Annotated in this window: 19 protein-coding genes; 11 read left to right on the top strand and 8 right to left on the bottom strand. The window is 62.1% G+C overall.

The genetic code is table 11. The features are described from left to right. Positions 1-15 precede the first annotated feature (15 nt). Positions 16-873 carry a 3-hydroxyacyl-CoA dehydrogenase family protein gene (locus ACKAMS_RS02705; protein WP_408988570.1) on the bottom strand — a complete coding sequence of 286 codons (858 nt, stop codon included), beginning with the start codon at positions 871-873 and terminating at the stop codon, positions 16-18. Continuing rightward, complete coding sequence (locus ACKAMS_RS02700; RefSeq protein ID WP_029537162.1) at positions 870-1,598, bottom strand: enoyl-CoA hydratase/isomerase family protein; 729 nt, start codon at positions 1,596-1,598, stop codon at positions 870-872. Before ACKAMS_RS02700 ends, ACKAMS_RS02705 begins: the two co-directional genes overlap by 4 nt. A gap of 107 nt (positions 1,599-1,705) precedes the next feature. Here ACKAMS_RS02700 and ACKAMS_RS02695 point away from each other — a divergent pair, with 107 nt between their 5' ends. The 4 genes from ACKAMS_RS02695 to paaI all read left to right on the top strand — a co-directional run bounded on the left by ACKAMS_RS02695 (position 1,706) and on the right by paaI (position 5,201). After that, the gene (locus tag ACKAMS_RS02695) at positions 1,706-2,317 is read left to right on the top strand and encodes a TetR/AcrR family transcriptional regulator (protein WP_019745762.1); all 612 of its coding nucleotides are present in this window, start codon (positions 1,706-1,708) and stop codon (positions 2,315-2,317) included. A gap of 88 nt (positions 2,318-2,405) precedes the next feature. Further along, positions 2,406-4,448: a phenylacetic acid degradation bifunctional protein PaaZ gene (paaZ, locus tag ACKAMS_RS02690; RefSeq protein ID WP_141488236.1), complete on the top strand. Its 2,043-nt coding sequence runs from the start codon at positions 2,406-2,408 to the stop codon at positions 4,446-4,448. A gap of 6 nt (positions 4,449-4,454) precedes the next feature. Beyond that, positions 4,455-4,766: an EthD family reductase gene (locus ACKAMS_RS02685; protein WP_003943191.1), complete on the top strand. Its 312-nt coding sequence runs from the start codon at positions 4,455-4,457 to the stop codon at positions 4,764-4,766. A 66-nt stretch (positions 4,767-4,832) separates the two neighbouring features. Beyond that, entirely contained in the window at positions 4,833-5,201 is a 369-nt protein-coding gene (gene paaI / locus ACKAMS_RS02680; protein ID WP_046380079.1) for a hydroxyphenylacetyl-CoA thioesterase PaaI, read from the top strand. Between the two features lie 18 nt (positions 5,202-5,219). Here the strand turns inward: paaI and ACKAMS_RS02675 are convergent, their stop codons facing one another. Together ACKAMS_RS02675 and ACKAMS_RS02670 are read right to left on the bottom strand one after the other, a co-directional pair. After that, positions 5,220-7,010 (bottom strand): CocE/NonD family hydrolase, encoded by a 1,791-nt coding sequence (locus ACKAMS_RS02675; protein ID WP_046379476.1) that lies wholly within the window; start codon positions 7,008-7,010, stop codon positions 5,220-5,222. A gap of 82 nt (positions 7,011-7,092) precedes the next feature. Then, complete coding sequence (locus ACKAMS_RS02670) at positions 7,093-7,524, bottom strand: cupredoxin domain-containing protein (RefSeq protein WP_408988569.1); 432 nt, start codon at positions 7,522-7,524, stop codon at positions 7,093-7,095. 296 nt (positions 7,525-7,820) lie between these two features. Here ACKAMS_RS02670 and ACKAMS_RS02665 point away from each other — a divergent pair, with 296 nt between their 5' ends. Both ACKAMS_RS02665 and ACKAMS_RS02660 read left to right on the top strand, forming a co-directional pair. Beyond that, on the top strand, positions 7,821-8,183 hold the full coding sequence (locus ACKAMS_RS02665) for a hypothetical protein (protein ID WP_029537164.1): 363 nt from the start codon (positions 7,821-7,823) through the stop codon (positions 8,181-8,183). Positions 8,184-8,190: 7 nt separating this feature from the next. Beyond that, a complete protein-coding gene (locus ACKAMS_RS02660) occupies positions 8,191-9,330 on the top strand; it encodes a cation:proton antiporter (RefSeq protein ID WP_408988568.1) in 1,140 nt (379 codons plus the stop codon). Here ACKAMS_RS02660 and ACKAMS_RS02655 read toward each other — a convergent pair. After that, complete coding sequence (locus tag ACKAMS_RS02655) at positions 9,314-10,075, bottom strand: DUF2127 domain-containing protein (RefSeq protein ID WP_020971129.1); 762 nt, start codon at positions 10,073-10,075, stop codon at positions 9,314-9,316. The genes ACKAMS_RS02660 and ACKAMS_RS02655 overlap by 17 nt on opposite strands. A gap of 75 nt (positions 10,076-10,150) precedes the next feature. Here ACKAMS_RS02655 and ACKAMS_RS02650 point away from each other — a divergent pair, with 75 nt between their 5' ends. The 3 genes from ACKAMS_RS02650 to ACKAMS_RS02640 all read left to right on the top strand — a co-directional run bounded on the left by ACKAMS_RS02650 (position 10,151) and on the right by ACKAMS_RS02640 (position 13,870). Then, positions 10,151-10,957, top strand: coding sequence for an alpha/beta fold hydrolase (locus tag ACKAMS_RS02650; RefSeq protein WP_408988567.1), 807 nt, complete (start codon positions 10,151-10,153; stop codon positions 10,955-10,957). A 106-nt stretch (positions 10,958-11,063) separates the two neighbouring features. After that, entirely contained in the window at positions 11,064-12,437 is a 1,374-nt protein-coding gene (gene gabT / locus ACKAMS_RS02645) for a 4-aminobutyrate--2-oxoglutarate transaminase (RefSeq protein WP_020909488.1), read from the top strand. Further along, positions 12,434-13,870, top strand: coding sequence for an aldehyde dehydrogenase family protein (locus tag ACKAMS_RS02640; protein ID WP_021331714.1), 1,437 nt, complete (start codon positions 12,434-12,436; stop codon positions 13,868-13,870). Before gabT ends, ACKAMS_RS02640 begins: the two co-directional genes overlap by 4 nt. On the opposite strand, the gene ACKAMS_RS02635 is transcribed toward ACKAMS_RS02640, so the two are convergent. Then, a complete protein-coding gene (locus ACKAMS_RS02635; RefSeq protein WP_229756686.1) occupies positions 13,846-15,378 on the bottom strand; it encodes a PucR family transcriptional regulator in 1,533 nt (510 codons plus the stop codon). The genes ACKAMS_RS02640 and ACKAMS_RS02635 overlap by 25 nt on opposite strands. Positions 15,379-15,526: 148 nt before the next feature. Here ACKAMS_RS02635 and ACKAMS_RS02630 point away from each other — a divergent pair, with 148 nt between their 5' ends. Together ACKAMS_RS02630 and ACKAMS_RS02625 are read left to right on the top strand one after the other, a co-directional pair. After that, positions 15,527-16,966 carry an amino acid permease gene (locus ACKAMS_RS02630; RefSeq protein ID WP_020909491.1) on the top strand — a complete coding sequence of 480 codons (1,440 nt, stop codon included), beginning with the start codon at positions 15,527-15,529 and terminating at the stop codon, positions 16,964-16,966. 121 nt (positions 16,967-17,087) lie between these two features. Then, positions 17,088-18,212, top strand: coding sequence for a GGDEF domain-containing protein (locus ACKAMS_RS02625; RefSeq protein WP_408988566.1), 1,125 nt, complete (start codon positions 17,088-17,090; stop codon positions 18,210-18,212). Position 18,213: 1 nt separating this feature from the next. Here the strand turns inward: ACKAMS_RS02625 and ACKAMS_RS02620 are convergent, their stop codons facing one another. Then, positions 18,214-20,541 (bottom strand): bifunctional diguanylate cyclase/phosphodiesterase, encoded by a 2,328-nt coding sequence (locus ACKAMS_RS02620; RefSeq protein ID WP_020909493.1) that lies wholly within the window; start codon positions 20,539-20,541, stop codon positions 18,214-18,216. A 237-nt stretch (positions 20,542-20,778) separates the two neighbouring features. After that, a complete protein-coding gene (locus ACKAMS_RS02615; protein ID WP_020909494.1) occupies positions 20,779-22,401 on the bottom strand; it encodes an MFS transporter in 1,623 nt (540 codons plus the stop codon). Between the last annotated feature and the right edge of the window lie 62 nt (positions 22,402-22,463).

Genomic DNA, 22,463 nt, shown 5'->3' with positions numbered 1-22,463 from the left:
CGCAGGCAGTTCGGTTCAGCTCCATGTGTGAAAACCCTGTCCCGTCTTGCGCCCCAACTCGCCGCGAGCCACCTTCTCTCGCAGCAATACTGGAGGAGTAAATCGATCACCGAGAGTGCTCGCGAGGTGTTCGGCGATCGCCAGGCGCACATCCAACCCGACCAGATCTGTCGAACGCAGCGGCCCCATCGGATGCCGGTACCCCAATTCCATGGCCCGGTCGATCGATTCCGCGTCCGCCACACCTTCTTCGAGCATGCGGATGGCTTCGAGCCCGAGACCGACGCCAAGCCGGCTGGTTGCAAAACCAGGTGAGTCGTTGACGAGCACCTCGGCCTTGCCGAGCATCGACACCCATGCCCGTACCGAGTCGACAACCTCGGGGCGGGTCTGAGGCGCCCGGACGATCTCGACCAACAGCGACGCCGGGACTGGGTTGAAGAAGTGCATACCGATGAACCGGCTCGGATCCGTCAGCGCTGCGCCGAGTTCGGCGATCGACATGGAACTGGTGTTGCTGGCGATCACGGTGCGTTCTCCGGCAACGGTTTCCGCAGCGGCGAGCACCTCGACCTTGAGGGCCGCAATTTCCGGGACCGCCTCGACGATCAGGTCGAGCGACGGGGGTAAGGAGCTCACTGCGCCTACGACGCTCACGCGCGCGAGGACCGTCGCGGGATCCTGGTCGCCGAGTTTCCCTCGCTCGTGGGCGCGGTCGAGGCCGGTGGAAACACGCTGTAACGCTGCCTCGGAGTCGCCGCTCTCCGCGATGGTGACCGCCCCGCCGAGACCGGCGAACACCTGGGCGATACCTGCACCCATACGTCCACCGCCGATGACTCCGACGGTCTTCGGTGCAACTGCTTCAGTCATGATTTCTTCTCCAGGAAGGCCGTCATGCGATCGTGCTTGTCCGAACTCTCGAACAGGACAGCTTGGGCGATGTCGTCGGCAAACGGATGCGATCCCGGCGCGTCGACGATGATCTTCGTCAATCGCAGTGCCAGCGGGGACAGTCGGGAAATACGGTCGAGCAGCCGATGCGCTGCGTCGACATGGCAGTTCGGTTCGGTCACCTCGACAACCAGGCCCGCTCGTAGCGCCTGCTCGGCGTCGAGGTTCCTGGCACCGAGGAGCACTTGCTTCGCGATCGAGACTCCGACGAGCTTCGGCAGCCGATAGCTGGCGCCGGCGGCTGCCATTATGCCGAGATTGGGCTCGGGATTACCGAAGACCGCCGTCGTTGTCGCGACGCGAATGTCACAGGCGTAGGTCAACTCTGCCCCGCCGCCGAGCGCATAGCCGCTCACGGCGGCCACGGTGGGCAGCGGGAGCTTTCCGATACGGTCGAACAGGGTCCGGTTGATACCCGCAAACGCTTCCTCTCGTCCGCGCGCTCGGAGCTCCGCGATGTCAGCGCCGCCCGCGAAGTGGTCTCCGCGCCCGGCAAGCAGGAGCAGCTTCGGATCCCGTTCGAGGCGTCCACAAACCTGATGCAGTTCGTCGATCATTTCCGCGTTGATCGCGTTGCGTTGCGCGGGCCTGTCGAGGGTGACCACGACGCGATCCTCGCGCTCGTCCACGTGCAGGGTGTTCACATTCGCTCCTTCTCGCTCTCTTACATTAATAACCGAACATTCGGTCGTTTGGCAAGGGTGAAAACGAGGTTGGTGCACAGCTTTGCCCGAACTGAGAAGATGGGGGCATGACTACGGCACGCCCCACTCGACGCACCGGCCTCCCCGGACGTCCCGGCTACGACCTCGATTCGCTCTTAGCCGTGGCTGTAAAGGTGTTCAACGACAAGGGCTACGACGGCGCCAGCATGGAGGTGCTCGCCAAGAAGCTCGGCATCACGAAGTCCTCGATCTACCACCACGTGTCCGGCAAGTCGGAACTTCTCGAACTCGCACTTTCGCGTGCACTCAACGCCCTGTTTGCGGTCACGACCGAAGAAGGCGCCACCACCGGTCCGTACATCGACCGGCTCGAATACCTGGTCCGGCGCAGCGTAGAGGTGCTGGTCGCAGAGCTTCCGTACGTCACCCTGCTCCTGCGCGTCCGCGGCAACACGACGGTCGAGCGGGCCGCACTCGCCCGTCGACGCGAATTCGACAACTTTGTCGGAGGCCTCGTCTCGTCCGCCGCAGCGGAGGGAGACCTGCGCCCGGACATCGAACCGGCCCTCGCCAGCAAGCTGATGTTCGGCACCGTCAACTCACTGATCGAGTGGTACAAACCCCGAGCGGGCGAGTCCGTCTCCGACATTGCCGACGCGGTCGTCGCCGTCACTTTCGACGGACTTCGCAAGGCCTGATTCCAGGCAGTTCTGCCGAATCCTTGACAACGCGGCGTTACCGGGCGATCGTAATTACCGACCGAACGTACGGTGAGATGGAGTTATCGTGAGCAGACTGTTGGAAAGCTATGTAGCCGGTCGCTGGTACGCCGCACCGGACGCAGGTACCCCGTTGCCGAGCGCAGTGGACGGATCAGAGGTGGCCCGGATCTCCGCAACCGGCGTCGACCTCGCCGAGATGGTTACGTACGCACGCGAGGTCGGCGGGCCTGCACTGTCTGCGATGACCTTCCATGAACGTGCCGGCGCGCTCAAGGCTCTCGCCCTCACGTTGATGGCAGGAAAAGCCGAGTTCTACGCACTCTCCACTGCCACCGGCGCGACGACGCGAGATTCCGGCGTGGACATCGACGGTGGATTCGGAACCCTGCTGAGCTACGCGAGCAAGGCTCGGCGCGAATTGCCCGACAGCACAGTCTTTCTGGATGGAAACGTCGAAGCTCTGGGCAAGGGCGGAACTTTCCTCGGGCAACACATCTATACGTCACGCCGCGGCGTCGCCGTACAGATCAACGCCTTCAATTTCCCGGTGTGGGGTTTCCTGGAGAAGCTGGCACCGGCATTCATCGCGGGTGTGCCGTCCATCGTCAAACCTGCCAGTTCCACGGCATATCTCACCGAACTCGTCTTCCGGCGCATCATCGAATCAGGCTTGCTCCCGGAGGGTTCCGTCCAACTGCTCTCCGGTAGTGCACGGGGCCTCCTCGATCACCTCGGCGGGCAGGACTCAGTGGCATTCACCGGATCCGCCGACACCGCCGCAACGCTGCGTGCTCACCCGAACGTCGTCGGCAAGGGCGTCCATTTCAATGCCGAGGCCGATTCACTCAACGCGTCGATCCTTGGCGAGGACGCCGTACCAGGAACGCCCGAATTCGATTTGTACGTCAAACAACTCGCCACCGAAATGACAGTCAAGGCGGGTCAGAAGTGCACGGCGATCCGGCGCGCCCTGGTGCCGGTCTCGCTGGTCGACGCCGTTGTCGATGCCGCATCCGAGCGACTGAACAAAGTGGTCGTGGGACACCCCGATGCCGACGGCGTCACGATGGGTGCGCTCGCCAGCATCGAGCAGCGCGATGAAGTCTTGAAATCCATTCGCGGTCTGACGAAGTCGGCAACTATCGTATTCGGAGACCCGGACAACGTCGACGTGGTCGGTGCCGACGGCCAGTCAGGGGCCTTCCTTTCCCCTGTCCTTCTCCGGGCGGAAGAGAATGCGCACGAGGTACACGAGCTGGAGGCCTTCGGACCCGTCAGCACCGTCATCGGATACGACGGCATCGATCATGCGATCGAACTCGCGGCCCGTGGCGAGGGAAGCCTCGTCGCCTCGGTGGTCACTGCCGACACCGACATCGCACGTCGACTGGTGCTGGGCCTCGCAGCTTTTCACGGCAGAGTGCTCGTCCTGAACCGCGACGATGCCAAGGAATCCACCGGCCACGGCTCTCCCCTTCCAGTCCTCGTACACGGCGGTCCGGGCCGTGCCGGCGGCGGTGAGGAGCTGGGTGGCATCCGCGGAGTTCTACACCACATGCAGCGGACGGCCGTGCAGGGCACACCCGACGTGCTCACCGCGGTCGGCGAGCGCTGGTTCACCGGGTCAGCGCGCACGACCGGATCCGAACATCCATTCCGAAAGAGTCTCGCCGAGTTGAAGATCGGCGACACCGTTGTCGGCGGTCCGCGCCAGGTCACACTCGCAGACATCGATCATTTTGCAGAGTTCACCGGTGACACCTTCTACGCACACACCGATCCGGTGGCCGCAGCGGCGAACCCGCTGTTCGGCGGCATCGTCGCACACGGCTATCTGGTTGTCTCACTCGCTGCCGGTCTGTTCGTCGACCCGGCTCCCGGCCCGGTTCTCGCGAACTTCGGCGTGGACAGCCTCAGGTTCCTGACCCCGGTGAAAGCCGAAGACAGCCTGACGGTCACCCTCACAGCCAAGACCATCACACCTCGCAGCAGCGCCGACTACGGTGAGGTTCGTTGGGATGCCGTGGTGACGAACCAGGACAACGATCCGGTCGCGACATACGACGTCCTGACTCTGGTAGCCAAGACTCGCCCCGAAGGGAATTGAAAGCACATGACCTATCGAGTAGCAGTATGTTACGGACGCCCCACCGATCCGGAGGCTTTCGACAAGTACTACAACGAGATCCACGTCCCGCTCGCCAGCGCAGTGCCAGGGCTCTCGGACTTCACGTTCAGCAAGTGCTCGACGCTTGACGGCTCCGATCCAGTCTTCTACGCCGTCGCCAACCTGGTGTTTCCCGATCTCGAGACGATGCAGAGCGGCCTGAAGTCCCCGGAGATGGGCGCCGCTGGAAAAGATGTCGCAAACTTTGCCACCGGCACAGTCGACATGTACGTCCAGGAAGTTGTCTCGGTCCTCTAGACCCCTGCAATTCTCCGATCCCACAGGAGTTGTCTCGTGAGTACAGGAAGCATCACCGCCAGAGAGATGTTCGACGCGGACCAGGCGTCGCAGGCACTCGGTATCGAGATTTCCGAGCTGGCGCCCGGTAGCGCAACCGTGACCGTCACCGTGGGCGAAACCATGGTGAACGGTCACGGAATCACACACGGTGGTTATGTTTTCCTGCTCGCGGACACCGCGTTTGCGCTCGCCTGCAATGGCTACGAGGATTCAGCCGTTGCAGCGCGCGCGGACATCCGATTTCTACGTCCGACCCGTCTGGGCGACACCTTGACCGCGGTCGCCACCGAGAAGGCACGAGGCGGTCGAAGTGGGATCTACGACGTGACCGTTCGCAACGGCGACACCGTCGTGGCCGAGTTCCGCGGCGACAGTCGAACCATCACCCGCTGAAATTCAGCCCACGGTGTTTCAGCTCACGACGGGAAGTTCGAGGGGGCCGGAACCGTCGGCAAAGATTGTCACCGGCATACCTTGCAGTCCCCCACGGAAACTGATGTCGCCACCGGTGATCGCGAGACGCACGGAATGCCCTGGCTCGAATCGATGCACTATCGCCGGCATCGTCACCGGGACCGGCTGGGACGGATCACTGATGCGTATGGGCGCAATCAGTCCGTTGATCAGCGAGGAAGTTCCGTCCGGGGCCACGTCGTAGAGTTTCGCGAACACCACCGGCTGTCCGGGCGCCGCAACACGCAGCGTCAGAGTGGGAGCTCCCACCACGTCCATCGCCTCGGTCATCGGCGCAGTGGTCCAGAGCGCCTCGGTTCCCGGAATCTGTGCATTCGGAATGTTTCCGGCCGGATTGATATTGAGCGGCTCGACGCCTGTCGGCAGCCCACCCGGTGCCGTGACGATCGTCTTCGGACCAGGTACCACCGGCGTGCCGTCCGGCAGCAGTCCCCCGTCAGCGGACAGATGGAAGGCGCGGGCGGTCCCGACATCGACGGTGTCGGACGTCGCGTATGCCGGCGCCGCGTTTCCCTCGTAGTCGATCCAGTTACGGAAATACGCGAATTCCGGTCCCGTCTCCGTGTTCTCGTCCTTGAGGTAGTGATCGAACCAGTCCATGAAGCGACCGGTTTCGTATTGCGCGTCTTCGTCAGGAGCGGAGAAGCTGAATTCGCCGGGCGCAGCGGCCAAGTGGCTGTGCCCCCACGAATGCCAGATCATCTTGGCATCGACGCCACGATCCTTCAGCGCGTCGTAAGTCGCGGTTGCCTCGTTCAGATCGAACAGGGTGTCCTGTTGTCCCTGAGCAAGCAGTACCGGAATGTTGATCCGGTCGACGAACGACGAGACCGACGACGCTCGGAGCTCACTCACTACCTGCGGTCCGATGTCGCCGGTCACGACCGCCTCGGCGATCGCGTTGCACATGTAGGGGACGTAGTTCGGGCAGCCGGGTAGCCGTGCGGGATCCGCGATGTAGCCGTCCACACCGGGATTCGCGATGCCCGCGCCGAAGAGCAGCGATGCAAAGAGCACCTTCGCTGCTCCCGGCTCCGCTGTCGACACACCGGAGATGATTCCCGTGCTGTTGGGCGCCAGAGAATACGAGAGATCGTTCCAGGTGATCATGGGGATGATCGTGTCGATACGGGGATCGACACTCGCGGCGGCGAATTGAATGCCGCCGCCGTAGGAGCCACCCGTCATTCCGACCCGCGGGTCGTTCGTCGACGGTGCACCGGTGTGATCGACGGAGTCCTGTACCACCGCGGTGAGCGCCGGATAGGGCTGCGTCAGAGCCTGATCCGTGAAGGCAATCCCTTCTTGGCCGCCGAGGAAGCTGACCAACTGGGAGGCGGCGACGCCGTCGTACGCGGGAGAATCAAGTGTGATCTTGCAACTCGAGCCGCCGAAACCCAATCCCGAATACGTCAGTCCGACATACCCGTTCTCGGCGAAGTTCTGCAGCGCGGGAATCTGGTCCTTGTACGAACCACCGAACCCGTTGGTGGTCAGGATCGCGGGCGCTGGGTTGTCCGCATCGACGCCGTCTGGAACGAAAAGTTCACCGACGACGGTGCACGGCGTCGAGAGTTCAGGCCCGACATCGACCGAGAAGTACAGCAGCTGTGACGAATACGAGCCGTTCGGTGAATCCGCGAGCGCCGGCGGCGAAAAGCCGAGGGCACAAACCACGAGCGTGACGACACTGATCGCTATTCTCCGGCGCACCTGAAAACCGTACACCCGGATCTGTTCTCCACCAGCCTGATCGGGTGCGCGCCGCCGAAGTTTCCGCAGCAAAAGCTACGCCGGACGGAGACGATCTCTACTTGACCGTCAAGGTGCCGCGCATACTCGGATGGTAGGTGCAGTGGAACGTGTATGTTCCAGGCTCGTTCGGCACCGTGATGGTTTCGGTCTCACCCGCTTCGATGTCCTCGTTGAACAACCCTGCGGTATCGGACGTGACCGAGTGCTCGACGGTGTCGTTGTTCTGAATGGTCAGTACCTGTCCGGGCATCACCGACTCCGGCGTCGAATATCCGAAACCGCTGATCACGATTCCCATCGACGACGCTCCCGGCGTCGACATACCCAGAGGCATACTCGGCATCGACATACTGGTCGGCATGCTGGTCATCGCCATGCCGTCGTGATCGGCCGAATCGTTGTCCGACGAATCGTTGTTGTCACTGCACGCGGTCAGTGCGAACACCGCCAGGATCAGCGCTGCGAGCACTGCGAGAATCCGCTTCATTGCTTCGCCTCCTGCTCGTTCCCCCGCAGTCTGCTGATTACCCGCCGCCTAGGGGGCCAAACAGCTCCGATGTGGTGCCTGCGGCGCTGATAGTGCACGATTTCTGCACCAGCTCCACTCGCGGACCGACACTGAAGGAAACAGCACAGATGGCCAAGAGCAAAACGTCGAAGGTGGCCCAGCCGAAGGCGCCGAAGGCAGCCCAGCCGAAGGCTCCCAAGCCAGCCCAGCCGAAGGCTCCCAAGACAGCAGAGCCGAAGGTAGCCGAGAAGGCTCCTGCCGTTCTCTGGAAGGACCTGCCGGACGAGCACGACTACCCGGCGGCCCGCGATTACCTCCAGTTGGGCGCGACACCGGTTCAGGTCCAAGCTCTCGTGTACGCCCTCAAGACGGCGACGCTGGTCTCGAAGAAGGCCAAGGACATCCTGCGGGCCGCCGGGCTACCCCTGCTCCCGGTCGACAACCCGCACGTTGCTGCCGACCTGTTGAAGATCCGCAAGGGGATCGCGCTGTCTCCGATCCTGCTGGTGCAGGGAGACTTCCGCGCCGGAGTACCGGCGCAGATCGCCGACGGCTACCACCGTGTCTGTGCGAGCTACCACGTGGACGAGAACACCGGCATCCCTGCAAAGATCGCTCCCTCGACAGTGACGTCGTAGGTCGTCGATGACCTTCGGCATCCTTGCCCTCGTCGCGCTGGCCGGCATCCTCGGTCCGCTGCTCGGCGCTCGCGTCAGCTGGCATGTCCCCGTGGTGGTCGGCGAACTTGCCGCGGGCGTCGTCTTCGGTGTCACCGGTTTCGGGCTGCTCGACTCTTCGGACCAGACTTTCACGTTCCTGGCCGATATCGGGTTCGCGCTCACGATGATGGTGGCCGGCTCACACGTCCCGGTCCGCGATCCGGCAGTTCGTGCGGCAATCGGCAAGGGTGCCGTTCGCTCGGTTGTCGTCGGACTCCTGTCGGTGGTTGCCGGCTACGGTGCGGCGACGGCATTCGGCACCGGTCACGCCGCGCTGTACGCGGTCCTGATCGCGTCGTCGTCCGCGGCGTTGATTCTCCCCATCGTCGATTCGCTGGGGCTCGGTGGAACCTCGGTTCTGCAGATGACTGCCCAGGTCGCGATCGCGGATACCGTCTGCATTGTCGCGCTGCCTCTGGTGATCGATCCGGACAATGCCCCTCGTGCCGGTGTCGGCGCATTGGCGGTGGCGGCGTGTGCGGTTGCCTTGTTCTTCGTACTGCGAGCCTTCCACCGGTCCGGCCATTGGCGAAGGCTCCACAAATTCTCGGAGAAACGAAAGTTTGCACTCGAACTCCGGATCAATCTGGTGATCCTCTTTTCTCTGGCAGCGCTGGCCTCCAGCACTCACGTGTCGATCATGCTCGCGGGCTTCGCCTTCGGACTTGTCCTGGCCGCGATCGGTGAACCCCGCCGTCTCGCCAAACAACTCTTCGCGATCACCGACGGCTTCTTCGCGCCCCTCTTCTTCGTCTGGTTGGGAGCGGCGATCAATCTGCGCGACCTCGTCACCCATCCGTCCGCCATCTGGCTCGGATTGGTCTTGGGCGGAGCAACTCTCGTGGTTCACGCCGCGATACGCGTCCTCGGTCTTCCGCTCCCTCTCGGCGTGCTGTCCGCCGCACAACTGGGAGTACCGGTTGCCGCAGTGACGGTGGGCGCTCAATTGGGGGTGATGGGCGACGGTGAACCCGCAGCCATCCTCCTCGCCGCCATGATCACGATCGGGGCAGCAACACTGGCTGGTGCTGCCGCGTCGAAAGCCGGTCTCACGAAGCCTGTTTGACCGCGGCCCGCTCCACCGTCAGCAGGCTCTCCTCCGAATGTTCGGCGTGATACGCCGCGCCGCCGCCGCGGACACCGAATAGCCGCTTGCTCCAGATCAGCCACACGACGGCGGCGACGTTCACCAGCAGCAGCCCGGCCCTCAACCACGTGATCTTCTCGGTCAATTCGTAGATTTCGAGGGGCAGGAACAAGCTGGTCGCCACCACTGCGAAGTACTCGCCCCAGCGTTTGACCATCCACAGCCCGACGGCCTCGATCACTTGCAGGCCGGCGTAGACCAACAGACCGACCGCGATCCAGGTGAGCGTCGTCGCCGACAACGAAAACGCCTGCTCGATGTGATGGACCAGTTTGGAATCGTCGATGTTCCAACCCAGCTGGCGGGCCAATGGTCTGATCAACGGCAATTCGTTCTCGAAGGCGTCCTCGACGCGCCCCTTCGACGATCTGAGTTTGAACACCCCGATCGCCAGAAGAACCAACCCCAGAGCGCGGAACATTCTCTCGGTGGCAAGAAGTCGCATGATCAACCGGTCGCGAAGCAGCCGTCCCCGCGGAACCTCGGGAGCGGCGTCCGCCGGCCCGGACGCTCGCGGTGCTCCCGGGACGAAGTTGCCGCAACGTAGACACCGCCAAGCCTGTCCTACCGCTGTCTCCACATGAAGTCGATCCCGCAGCTCAGGTTCGTCCGGAGCGTAGGTCTCGTGACCGTGCCAACTGCACGAGCGCAATGCGAAGTCCACGGGTGAACTCTATGCCGCATATGCCCGGTAGCGTGGATACCCGCTGACCGTGCACTTCGAACGACGAGGATTCCGATGACAACCACCAAGATCGAAACCCGGCATGGCGTCATGGCAGTCGACGACAGTGCCACCGAAGGTTTCCCGGTTGTCTTCATCCACGGAAACTCGGCCAGCCGCTCCATCTTCCGTCATCAGGTCGACGCCGGATGGGCGGGCGACTACCGCATGATCACTCTGGATCTGCTCGGCCACGGCGACTCCGAGGACGCGGGCGAACCCGAAGCCGCGTACACGCAGAACGGTTACGCCGACGCCATCGTCGATGTTCTAGCCGAACTCGGCGTCGAACGAGCGGTTGTCGTCGGGTGGTCGCTCGGCGGACACATCGCTCTCGAGTTGATCGCGAAATTCCCCGGGCTCACCGGAATCGTCATCACCGGTACGCCACCGGCAAATCCCGAGACGCTCGGCGACGCATTCAATGCCGGCGACGGATTGTCCATCGGCGGCACCGAGGTCATCACCGCGCAGGAAGCCGAACTCTACGCACGGATGACCGCCGTTCCCTTCGAGCAGTCAGCCCTCGACGCCGCGATACGCACGGACGGGCGCGCTCGCAAGATCATGTTCGACGCATTCGGCGCGGGCCGCGAATCGGATCAGAAGGCCCTGGTTGCAACGGCGTCTGTGCCTCTCGCGGTGATCGACGGCGCCGAGGACCCGTTCGTGAACACCTCGTATGTCGCGTCGTTGGCCTTCGCGAATCTCTGGGAGGGCACCTACCACGTGATTCCCGGTGTCGGGCACGCAGCGTTCTGGGAAGCACCCGAGATCTACAACCCACTGTTGCAGCGGTTCCTCAGCAGTTTCGCGAAGTAACTAGCTGGACGCGGCGTCCTATGAGGTAGAAGCCACTCGACAATCCGGCCATGTCCGGTCTGTTAATCGCCGTCCTACAGTTCGGAAAACAACTGGAGGCACTGCGATGACCATTCTCGAGCACGGCACGGAAACGTGCACCGGTGGACCGACCCTTCCCCAGATACGACGCCTCGTCACCGAAGTGCCTGGCCCCAACTCGCGCACTTTGGCGAAGCGCCGGAGCGCCGCACTGCCGGCCGGACTGACCAGCGGATCCAGCATTTACGTAGCTGCAGCGGGCGGAGGAGTTGTCGTCGACGTCGACGGCAACTCGTTCATCGACTTCGGCAGCGGCATCGCCGTGACCACCGTCGGAAACAGTGCGCCGCGCGTGGTCGAACGCACCACACGCCAGCTCGGTCAGTTCACCCATACATGTTTCCTCGCAAACCCCTACGAGGGGTACGTCGAGGTCTGCGAAGCGCTCAACCGCCTGACCCCGGGAGATCACGAGAAGCGAACAGCGCTGTTCAACACCGGCAGCGAGGCGCTCGAGAACGCCGTGAAATACGCACGTGCCGCCACCGGTCGCCCGGCAGTTGTCGTCTTCGACCACGCATTCCACGGTCGCACGCTGATGACCATGACGATGACGGCCAAGAACCAGCCGTACAAGGCCACATTCGGCCCGTTCGCACCAGAGGTCTACCGGGTTCCGATGGCCTACCCCTACCGTTGGCCGAGCGGCCCCGAAAACGCTGCCGACGAAGCATTCGCCCAATTCCGTCTTGCGATCGACACTCAGATCGGTGCCGCATCGGTAGCCGCTGTGGTCGTGGAACCGATTCAGGGTGAGGGAGGTTTCATCGTTCCCGCTCCGGGATTCCTGAAGCGCATCGCCGAATTCTGCCGTGAGCGCGGCATTCTCGTCGTCGCGGACGAGGTCCAGACCGGTATCGCACGAACTGGAGCCTGGTTCGCCAGCGAGAGTGAGGACTTCGTCCCCGACATCATCACAACTGCAAAAGGTCTCGCCGGCGGAATGCCACTCGCCGCCGTGACCGGCCGTGCCGACGTCATGGACGCCGCGCATCCCGGTGGTATCGGCGGTACGTACAGCGGCAATCCCGTGGCCTGCGAGGCCGCCCTGGCAGTTTTCGAGACGATCGAGGTGGAAGGCCTCCTCGACCGAGCAAAGGACATCGGCGAAATCCTGACCACAGGGCTGTCCGAAATCGCTTCGGACACAAATATAATCGGCGACATTCGTGGACGCGGCGCCATGATTGCAATCGAGCTGATCCACGACGAAGACAAGGCTCCCAATCGCGAGGCCGTCGCCCAGATCGTCAGCTACGCCCACGCGCACGGCCTACTTCTCCTCGCTGCCGGCACCTACGGAAACGTCGTTCGATTCCTCCCGCCGCTGAGCATCTCCGACGAATTGCTGGCCGAAGGACTGGGCATCCTTCGCGACGCTGTGACAGCAGTCCGATGAGCGTCGTTGTTCACAGCTTGATCGGCGGAGCTTGGGTCACGGGTAGCGAAGGCACACTGACGGACACCAACCCGGCTCGCCCGGACGAAGTTGTCGCCACCGGAGGCCGCGCCGGCGCATCTGAAATGGCGACCGGTGTTCGCGTCGCCCGCATCGCCGCGAACGACTGGGCGCGCCTACCGATGTCCGAACGCGGCGCATACCTCACTCGCGCAGCGGAAATCATCGAAACCAACGCCGATGCCTGGGGCGAAGAACTCACCCGCGAAGAGGGGAAAACGCTGGCCGAGGGTATCGGAGAAGTGCGCCGGGCTGCGCAGATTCTGCGTTACTACGGCAACGCCGCAGACCGCGAGTCCGGGACGGTGTATTCCTCCCCACGTAGCGGCGAGCAGATTCTTGTCACTCGCAAACCTCTCGGCGTGGTAGGCGTCGTCACGCCGTTCAACTTCCCGATCGCGATCCCGGCGTGGAAGATTGCGCCCGCCTTGGTGTACGGAAACACTGTTGTCTGGAAACCGGCTGCCGCGGTGCCCCTTCTGGCCTTCCGTCTCGCGCAGGCATTGACCGAAGCGGGCCTACCCGACGGCGTCCTGAACATGATCCTTGCCGACAGCGCAGCAGGTGAAGCGCTGGTCGACCACCCGGACCTCGACGCCGTCACCTTTACCGGTTCCACCGGCGTCGGCCGAAGAATCGCGGGATCTGCTGCAGCGCGCGGAGTTCCGGCCCAGGCGGAAATGGGTGGAAAGAACGCAGCCATCGTACTTGCCGACGCAGATCTCGAGCTTGCAGTCGAGCAGGTCATGTTGGGAGCATTCCGGTCAACCGGCCAGAAATGCACGGCCACTTCGCGTCTGGTGCTCCATGAATCCATCGCCGAGGAATTCTTGGCGAGACTGACCGTCGAGGTCGAAGAACTGAGAGTCGGAGATCCACTCGATCCCGACGTCACTACAGGTCCCGTGGTCAGCGCATACGCGCAGCAAACGATCATCGAGGGAATCGATCGAGCCGTCGGCGGCGGCGCCAGAGTTGTGGCCAGCGCCGAAGCGCCTGAATCGGGCCACTACGTCCGGCCGACGGTGCTGGAACTGTCGGCGAGCACCGAACTATGGTTCGAGGAACTTTTCGGCCCGGTGCTTGCGGTGCAGCGGGCAGCAACAACTGCAGACGCATTCCGCTTGGCGAACGAGGGCGAATTCGGTTTGTCCGCAGCGTTGTTCACTCAGGATCTGACCAGCGCACTTGCCGGTATCGATGATCTGGACGTAGGGATCCTGCACGTCAACTCGGAATCGGCAGGCGCTGATCCTCACGTACCTTTCGGCGGTGCGAAGAAGAGTGGATACGGGCCCAAGGAACAAGGCGACGCGGCGCGAGAGTTCTTCACTCACACCACCACCGTCTATCTCAGGGGCGGCCGAGCGTGATCTGAATTCGATTCCGCCTGCAGCAGTTCACGAGCTTTGAGTGCGATCCACAACTCGGACCGAGTGTGGGCGGAATCGAGATCTCGGCCGATCAACTCGGCAGCCTTGTCCATGCGGTTACGCAGCGTGTGCCGGTGAACACCCAACTGCGTTGCAGCGGACTCCCATTGACCATTGTGGTGCAGGAACGCTTCGATCGAGTCCACCAGACGGGAACCGTTCTCAGCATCGTAGCCTTCCAGCACACCGAGGCCGCCGGCCGCGATCGACTGCAGAACATCGTTCGACTGCACACTCAACAAGAGACTGAAAGTCCCGAGTTCCGAGAACGGAACGAGCGTGTGTCCATCGACCTGCCCCACTTTGGCAGCAGAGACGGCCTCGCGCAGACTCGCTGCTACACCGCTCATCGGCCGGACGCTACCGATTCCGCCGTTGATACTCCGGCGTGAATTCTCCCGCACTCTCGCATACACACTGCGCGTGACCTTCTCCGCAACTTCACTTTTCACGACGAACCACACGCCGGTGCCGTCATTCAGTGGAGCCAACAGGTACGGCACCGCCACTTCTTCGAGGGCCGCTGAAGTGATATCGGTTGCCGCCAGCAAAGGCCCGACATCGGTCAAGGCAGTTGCAACCACCGGGGATCCGGATTCGAATCCGAAGTACCGCAACAGACTTTCGTCTACTTCGCCGCCAGCCTGGCGCACCATCGTCGCGACCGCCAACCTCAGCCGTTGTTCGGCATCGACAACCCGCAACGGCTTGGCGAGCTCGATGGTCAACAGCGACACCGCGTGGCCGACCAGCAGTCGTTCGGACTGATCCAAGGCGGCATCGGACGCCACCGCCAGCGTGCCGCTCACGGCAAGCTTGTGAATGGCCAGATGGCCGTCGTCGTCCACCACGACCCGGCTGCGCTCCTTGCCTGATCGCTCCCTGATGCGTTCGGGCAGAGACGAACTCGCACTTTCCGTCAGAGCGAGCACCGCTCCGTCCCGATCGAGAACGCACACTGCTGCGTGAACCGCTCGACCCAGTGCAGCGATCAGGGCCGGCACTCCGTCGAGCAGGGCACGCGCCAACTTCTCCTGGGCATCGACCACCGCCTGCACCGTTCGTATCTGGTCGGCGGTCAGCTCGTCGATCACGGCCCGCGAGATGGCGATGAACGGCGTCTCCTTGGCGACGGAAAGCACGGCAAAACCCAGTTCGTCGCCGGCCCTGATGATCGCGTTCGGCACCTTCTCGTGCACGGTGCCGGTGTCGAATGCCAGTGCCACGGCGCCGGTCCGCGCAATGCGCTCGACGTACTCGTACTGCTTTGTCGCCGATCGCGAAAGGTGCAGCCCCGTCGTCATGACAAGCTCTCCACCGGCGAGCCATCGACTCGGATCCTGCAACTCGATTGCGTGCGCCCAACTGATCGGCAGATCGACGTGGCCATGACCTGCAACAACCGAGAGACCGAGAGAGCTGGTAGCCGCCAAGCGCCGGACAGTCATCGGCATTACCGGAACCTCCGAAGGCAGTGGACAGAACTGACAGACTTCAGTTCCAATTTGTACATCAGGTCCATGTTCTGGATCACACGACGAGCTTAGCGTCTCTCCGAAAGAACTGATCGCGTCATGCAATAGGAGCTGAGCCCAGATGCCCGACAGCAGCACCGAAACAGCCGAAGCCGCCAGCGTTCATTCGACGCTCAAGACAGGCTTGAAGAAGCGCCACCTGACCATGCTTTCCATGGGTGGTGTCATCGGCGCCGGTTTCTTCGTCGGGCTGAGCGGAATCATCAACCAGGCCGGCCCCGGCGCAGTCATCACTTGCGCGATCTGCGGCATCATCGTGTTCCTGGTGATGCGCATGCTCGGTGAAATGGCCGTCGCCAAGCCGTGTACGGGATCATTCACCGAGTACGCGCGAATGGCGTTGGGCGACTGGGCGGGTTTCACCACGGGCTGGCTCTACTGGTATTTCTGGGTGATCGTCGTCGGCATCGAATCCGTCGTCGGAGCTACCCTGCTCTCCCGGTGGATCCATGGTGTACCGCTCTGGCTCATGTCAGCAGTACTCCTGTTGGTGATGACCGGGGTCAACCTTCTCTCCGTCAGCAACTTCGGCGAGGCCGAATACTGGTTTGCAGGTATCAAGGTCGCCGTCATCATCGGCTTCATCGTGCTCGGCAGTCTGTTCGTCTTCGGCATCTGGCCCGGCAGTGAAGTCGATTTCAGTAATCTGACCGGCCACGGAGGATTTCTGCCGAACGGCTTCACCCCCGTGCTGGTGGGCGTTGTCGCCGTGATCTTCTCCATGACCGGAGCCGAGCTGGTCACAATCGCCGCAGCGGAATCCGCCGAACCGGCCGGAGCGATCAGACGAGCCACGAACACTGTCGTCTTCCGCATTCTCGCCTTCTTCGTTGTCGCCACCTTCCTCCTCGTGACGATGCTGCCGTGGGATTCGTTCGTCGTCGGCGATTCTCCGTTCATCTCCGCACTCGACCTGCTCGGAATTCCCGGCGCCGCCGACATTCTCAATCTCGTGGTTCTGGTCGCGGTGCTGTCCTGCCTCAACTCCGGCCTGTACACGGCGTCACGGATGCTCTTCGCGCTCTCCGTCTACAACGACGCGCCGGCATGGATGACGCGGACCAACAGTCGCGGCGTGCCCGTGAAGGGCGTACTCGCCTGCACCGTGGCCGGGTATTTCTGTATCGCGGCCGGTTACATCTGGCCAGACACGATCTTCCTGTTCCTCGTGAATTCGTCCGGCGCAATCTGTTTGTTCGTTTACATCCTGATCTGTGTATCCGAACTACGCCTCCGACGCCGATGGGAACGCGAAAGTCCCGAGATACTGAAATTCCGTGTCTGGTTGTATCCCGGCCTACCGATAGTGGTCACCGGCCTGATTCTCGTGATCCTGGTGGGAATGGGTCTCAACGAACCCACGCGCGCGGAATTCGTCCAAAGCCTGGTCGCGCTGGGAGTCATCCTCGTCGCTTACGGCGTGAGAAAGTCTCGTACGCGAAAAGTCGGATCGTTCGCGACGGCCTCGAACAACGCACACAGCAGTTCGAAGAAGGCTTGAAACAAGCATCGAGTAAGCGCTCGACTCGATAAGAGAACCTCTTCCCCGAAAAAAATCGAACCGGCGGAACCGGTCGAACACAGATTTTCTCTTTACCTAAATTCAAGGCAAAATGGACAGTATGCCGAGCACTGTCATCGCCTCCGAAGGGCACAGTTCTTGGCAAACACTTCACGAATGGTTCAACGAACCACACGACTACGAGTGGATAAAGCACCAGAGATCCGGCCGAGCAATCATTCCGATCTTCCGAACCTTGCTCGGAATGATGACGATCATCTTCGGACTCTCCGCGTTCTACAAATTGATCGGCCCGGATACGCCGCCGACCACACCCGGCAAAGCACTTTCGATTTTCATGATCTGCACGTGTGTGGGAATCGCCGCATGCTGGTTCACACAACCATTTCCCGGACGCCGGGGGTTGCTTGCATTCGGGATATTCGCAGATCTCGGGATCGCGGCCGCAGTCCTTCTGGTGCCGGATCGCTCGTCCGGGACCTTCGGTTGCATCGTCTTCGCGGTCACCGGAACCTTTGCGACGCTCTTTGTCAGCGCAAAGTGGCTTGTCGCTCATGTCGTTTGGTCGACGACCATCACGACTACCGTTTTTGTTCTTGCCTATCTAGAAGGCGACGTCGATATCACGACGCTTCTGGCCCGCGGCACCGTTCTTTTCGGAGCTGTCACACTCGTTCCCATTTTTGCGCACCTGACCTGGCGCACGCTCTACCGCGATGCCCAGTATTCGGACCGGGATCCCCTCACCGGCCTGTTCAACCGTCGGGGACTCGAGGGGGCAGTCGGCGATCTCTTCGAGAGCACCCGAGACGATTCTTCGTCTCTCGCTTTTGTCGTCGTAGATATCGACAAATTCAAGACGGTCAATGATCTTCACGGTCATGCCGAAGGCGATCATGTCATCAGAAGAACCGCGAACCGATTGAGCACACATCTCGGCGAACACGGAGTCATCGCTCGTACGGGCGGAGAAGAATATCTGGCTGTCATTGCCGGTGATCCCGAATCGACAACCCTGTTGATCGAAGGGATAAACGCGGCGCTGTCCGATTGTTCCGACGCGATCCCCACAACGGTGAGCGTCGGAGCTGTGATGATGACCGCAGAATCGAAGGCGTGGAGCGGCGGTGCTTCCGCAATCCTGGCGGCGACAAATGTCGCGGATTCGATGATGTATCAAGCGAAAGCGGCAGGCGGTAATACGATCCGCTCGGCTCAGATCTGATTCACAGCCACGTAAGTGGGTGGACGCTGCGCCCGGTTTCCGTGTCCGTGGCGGCAAGATACACATCGACGCGCTCAGCGGTCAGAGCCTTGCTGATGTGATAGCCCTGGACCAGGTCACACCCGACCCACTGAACGCGGCGGAACTGCTCGATGGTCTCGACGCCCTCGGCCAACGATTTCATACCGAGGGCCGCGGCCAATTCGACGATGGACTTCACCACGGACATCTTCGGATCGTCCGAGTCGGTGACCAGCATGCGATCGATCTTGAGAACGTCGATTGGAAGTCTCTGGAGCGTGGCGAAGGACGAATAGCCGGTCCCGAAATCGTCGAGTGCGACGGTAACCCCGAGCTCACGCAGCTTGTAGAGATCCCGGATCGCGCGATCGTCGACAACACCTGTCTCGGTGATTTCGAGCTGCAGCAGATGCGGTGCCAAGCCCGAATCCGTCAGAGCTTTCTTCACCATCGCACCGAACTCTCGCGACACCAACTGCACTGGTGAAACGTTGACCGAGACGCCGATTCCGATCGGCCACCCCGCAGCAGCCGCAGTCGCCATCGCCATTGCCTGCGCGCCGAGGGGAATGATCATTCCGGTTTCCTCCGCCACCGAGATGAACTGGCTGGGCCCGATGAGGCCGCGACTGGGATGGTTCCACCGTAGAAGCGCCTCGAAGGCCACCACTTCACCGGTCTGAGTATCGACTTGAGGCTGATAGTGGAGATCGAACTGCCCTTCCTCGATCCCTCTGTCCAGCTCGTGGAGCGCAGTCGCCCGCGCCGATGCCCTCGCCCGCAGCAGCGGCGAGAACTTGCCTACTCGATTGCGCCCCGTCGACTTCGCTTCGTACAGAGCCAGATCCGCCAGCATCACCAATCCGTCTGCGTCTGTTGAATCCTCGGGCGCGCTGGAGTAACCGATCGTGGCCCGCACTTCTATTCGATTGCCTTCGACGAAGAATGGTTCGTGCAGCACTTCCAGGTACCGGTCGAAGATAACCCCGGGATCGTCGCGCGACGACGTGCAGACGATCAGCCCGAATTCGTCGCCGCCCATCCGCGAGCACATGTCCGAACCTACGACCTTGCGCAGGCGTTTCGTGACTTCGAGAAGTAATTGGTCCCCGATCGGATGTCCAAGGGTGTCGTTGACCGATTTGAAATTGTCGAGGTCGAGAATCCCGACGAGAACCTGCTTGTCCGGCGCCCGAGAATTGATCGCTTCCTCGAGCGCCACACCGAACGCACGACGGTTCGGCAACCCGGTCAACGAGTCGGTGGCCGCAAGCCGAAGGATCTCTTGCTCGTGGACATATCTCTCCGTGATGTCGGAACCGACACCGCGCCAACCCAGAATCACGCCGGATTCGAGAACCCGCGGATTACCGGAAAGAGACCACCAGCGCCGCCTACCGTCGACATGCACCGGAACGACGGTGTCGCGGAAGGGGGCACTCGATTCGAGTTTGTCGATCATCTGGGCCGCGGCCGCACGTCCCTCCGGACTCGACGCGATCTGGAGTCTGGTGAGGAGTTGCCCGAAGGTGAGTTGCTGCAACTCGTCCACCGTCATACCTGCGACCTCGGCGAGACGTGCCGAGGTGTGGGAGAACCGGCCGTTGGTGTCGCACTCCCACAGCCAGTCGCGGGAACCGCCTTCGAAACCGTCGAGCAACAACGCCACCGTCTGACGCTCGGATTCCGCCTGAAACTCTGCGAGACAACGTCTCTGGAACGAGGCCGACAGATAGACCGCCCCTACGGTGAGCGCAAACATGTAGATGCACAACTGAATCGCAAGTACGCGAAAGTGGGGTTCGGCGTGGACGATGAGAACAGTGAAGACGCCGAGGCCGTGAATGTAGATCCAGGTCAGGCTCACCGATCTCAGACTCGAGAACGTCACGGTCCCGGCGCCCATGATTCCTGCCATCGTCGCGATCAGAACCAAGTCGCGGAAGACGTCCATGTCGTGAAAGAGCAGGGCAAAAAGTGCAACATCGAGGGTCGCGACGACGATCACTTCGACGAGCAGACCCACGTAGTCGTAGCGCGGTGTGTGCTTCGATTGTCGCCAGCGCAGCGGTATCCACACTCGAATCGAATTGGCGAGGACAAGAAAGATGAGGGCGCCACCCAACCACCTGAGCGTCTGACGTCCGGGCGGGACGGTGTAGGTCAGAATCACGACCAAACTCGCCATGTACGCAAGATTGGCGAACGGCGCGACGGCCGCAGCCTCGTCGATCTGACGGCGAAACAGGCTGTTGCAGTCGGCCTCCGAAGCAGGATCTTTCCTACCCAATCGACTCAGACGGTTCATCAGTGATGCATCCCGACACCAGCGCAGGCGCCATCAGCGGGCGTCGAATCCGCTCGCCTGGCCATCCGAACCTCCCCTGGCTCCCCACCGAACCCCTATCCGGTGAAACGTCAGTGTTTCAGACTCGCTGCTTGTTTCCTTCACAACGGTAGCCATCTGACGAATCGATTGTGCGCAGATCACTATATCCAGAGGTCGTTCCGTCGATCTTCCAGGTCGATCTTCGATTGCTGATTCTTAGCTCGAACCACGTTTGTCGCCGACCGCGACGCGGGGGATTCGAGCGGTCGGGAACAACGCGGCGATTGCGAGCAGCGCTGCCACGGCAAATGCGACACGCAACGCGTCCAGCCTGGCTTCTTCGTTCACGTCCACGATCGCATCCGCCGTGGACTCGGCGACACCGGCGTCACTGAGAGCGGATCGGAGTTGCGTCGTCGACAGGAACGGCACACCCGAGGCCATGTCGGTGCTCGCTTGCTGCTGCACCGATGTCGGAACCGCCGGATTGTCTTCGATTCCGGCGATCGCCGACGTCGTGAGAGTGGCAATGAGAACCGATCCGATCAGGGCAGTTCCCAAGGATGCGCCGAGGTTGGTGGCGGTGTTCTGCAACCCGCCGACCTCGGTGCTGCGTTCGTCCGGGACCGAGGACACCGTGACGGCTCCGAGCTGCGAAGACAGGCACCCCAAGCCGAAACCCATGAACAGCATGGGAATCATCACGATCGCCGCATTGGCGCCGGGGTCCATGCCTGCCACGAGCATCAGAATGCCGACGACCATGACCAACAATCCGACTCGGACCACGCGTCGCGGGTTCGCGGTAGGCCGTAGCTTCGGAATACCGATCGCCGCCACGACGAGCGCCGCCGACAACGGCAGGATGCGAATTCCGGTCTCGAGAGCGCTGAGCTCCAGAACTACGGACAAGAACAAAGGAACCGCGAAGAACACGCCCGCCTGCACCAGAAACTGCGCGAAGAACATCGACAGCCCGCCACTGAGTTCGCGGTTTCGCAGCATCGCCGGATCAAGCAACGGCTCCTTCCCCGCAGCGGCCAGTCGACCTTCCCATCGCAGGAATCCGTAAACGACAAGGAGCCCGACGATCAGCAGCCAGACCACCGGAGACAACCCCACCAGCTGCGGCCCGCCGGGTTTGGCCTGTACCCACCCCCACTCGCTCGAACGCAGAACACCGAAGACGATCATTCCCAGTCCCACCACCGACAAGATCGACCCGAAGTAATCGAGGCGCGACTTCGACGGCGGAACGTCGACCACCTTTCTGAGCACCAGCAAGATCAGGACGACGATCACGACTTCGCCGACGAACACGTAACGCCACGACGCAAATGTCGTCGCCGCGCCGCCGATCAGCGGCCCCACTGCCACGGCTATCGCGCCTGCTGCAGCGACAAGGCCGTAGGCCGCCGGACGCTTCTCCGCCGGGAAGTTGGTGGCGACGAGCGCAACGATCGCGGGCATGATGAGCGCCGCGCCGACGCCTTCGAGGAACGACCACCCGATCAACAGGACCACGAGATTCGGAGCGAGCGCAGTCGTCAGCGAACCAGCGCCGTAGATGACCAAGCCGAGTGCGAAGGCTCGGCGACGGCCCATCATCGAACCGACTTTGCTACCCGTGATCATCAGAGTCGCCATGACCAGGGTGTACAGCGTGATCGCGGTTTGAATGCCGGTGATACTCGTGCCGACGTCCTCGGCGACGGTCGCCATCGAAACATTCATGACCGAGCTGTCCAGGGTCATCAGGAACTGGCTGCTCGCCAACACCGTGAGAACCAGCCCCGAACCCGCCTGCGTAGTCGAACCAGCAACCTGTCCGTCACCCATCGTGCGGGTGTACCCGGTGCTCAGGTCTTCGAAGCAGACCGGTCAGTGCTGTTTGAGGCTGT

This window comes from Rhodococcus sp. 5A-K4 (genome assembly GCF_046097995.1).
Lineage (GTDB): Bacteria > Actinomycetota > Actinomycetes > Mycobacteriales > Mycobacteriaceae > Rhodococcus_F > Rhodococcus_F erythropolis.
This window is presented reverse-complemented; position numbering and strand designations above follow the sequence as displayed.

Bases quoted from the DNA above. Each gene is read 5' to 3' on its own strand.
- ACKAMS_RS02705 (WP_408988570.1), bottom strand. From the start codon at position 873: ATGACTGAAGCAGTTGCACCGAAGACCGTCGGAGTCATCGGCGGTGGA.
- ACKAMS_RS02695 (WP_019745762.1), top strand. From the start codon at position 1,706: ATGACTACGGCACGCCCCACTCGACGCACCGGCCTCCCCGGACGTCCC.
- ACKAMS_RS02685 (WP_003943191.1), top strand. From the start codon at position 4,455: ATGACCTATCGAGTAGCAGTATGTTACGGACGCCCCACCGATCCGGAG.
- paaI (WP_046380079.1), top strand. From the start codon at position 4,833: ATGTTCGACGCGGACCAGGCGTCGCAGGCACTCGGTATCGAGATTTCC.
- ACKAMS_RS02670 (WP_408988569.1), bottom strand. From the start codon at position 7,524: ATGAAGCGGATTCTCGCAGTGCTCGCAGCGCTGATCCTGGCGGTGTTC.
- ACKAMS_RS02660 (WP_408988568.1), top strand. From the start codon at position 8,191: ATGACCTTCGGCATCCTTGCCCTCGTCGCGCTGGCCGGCATCCTCGGT.
- ACKAMS_RS02650 (WP_408988567.1), top strand. From the start codon at position 10,151: ATGACAACCACCAAGATCGAAACCCGGCATGGCGTCATGGCAGTCGAC.
- gabT (WP_020909488.1), top strand. From the start codon at position 11,064: ATGACCATTCTCGAGCACGGCACGGAAACGTGCACCGGTGGACCGACC.
- ACKAMS_RS02640 (WP_021331714.1), top strand. From the start codon at position 12,434: ATGAGCGTCGTTGTTCACAGCTTGATCGGCGGAGCTTGGGTCACGGGT.
- ACKAMS_RS02635 (WP_229756686.1), bottom strand. From the start codon at position 15,378: ATGACTGTCCGGCGCTTGGCGGCTACCAGCTCTCTCGGTCTCTCGGTT.
- ACKAMS_RS02630 (WP_020909491.1), top strand. From the start codon at position 15,527: ATGCCCGACAGCAGCACCGAAACAGCCGAAGCCGCCAGCGTTCATTCG.
- ACKAMS_RS02625 (WP_408988566.1), top strand. From the start codon at position 17,088: ATGCCGAGCACTGTCATCGCCTCCGAAGGGCACAGTTCTTGGCAAACA.
- ACKAMS_RS02620 (WP_020909493.1), bottom strand. From the start codon at position 20,541: ATGAACCGTCTGAGTCGATTGGGTAGGAAAGATCCTGCTTCGGAGGCC.
- ACKAMS_RS02615 (WP_020909494.1), bottom strand. From the start codon at position 22,401: ATGGGTGACGGACAGGTTGCTGGTTCGACTACGCAGGCGGGTTCGGGG.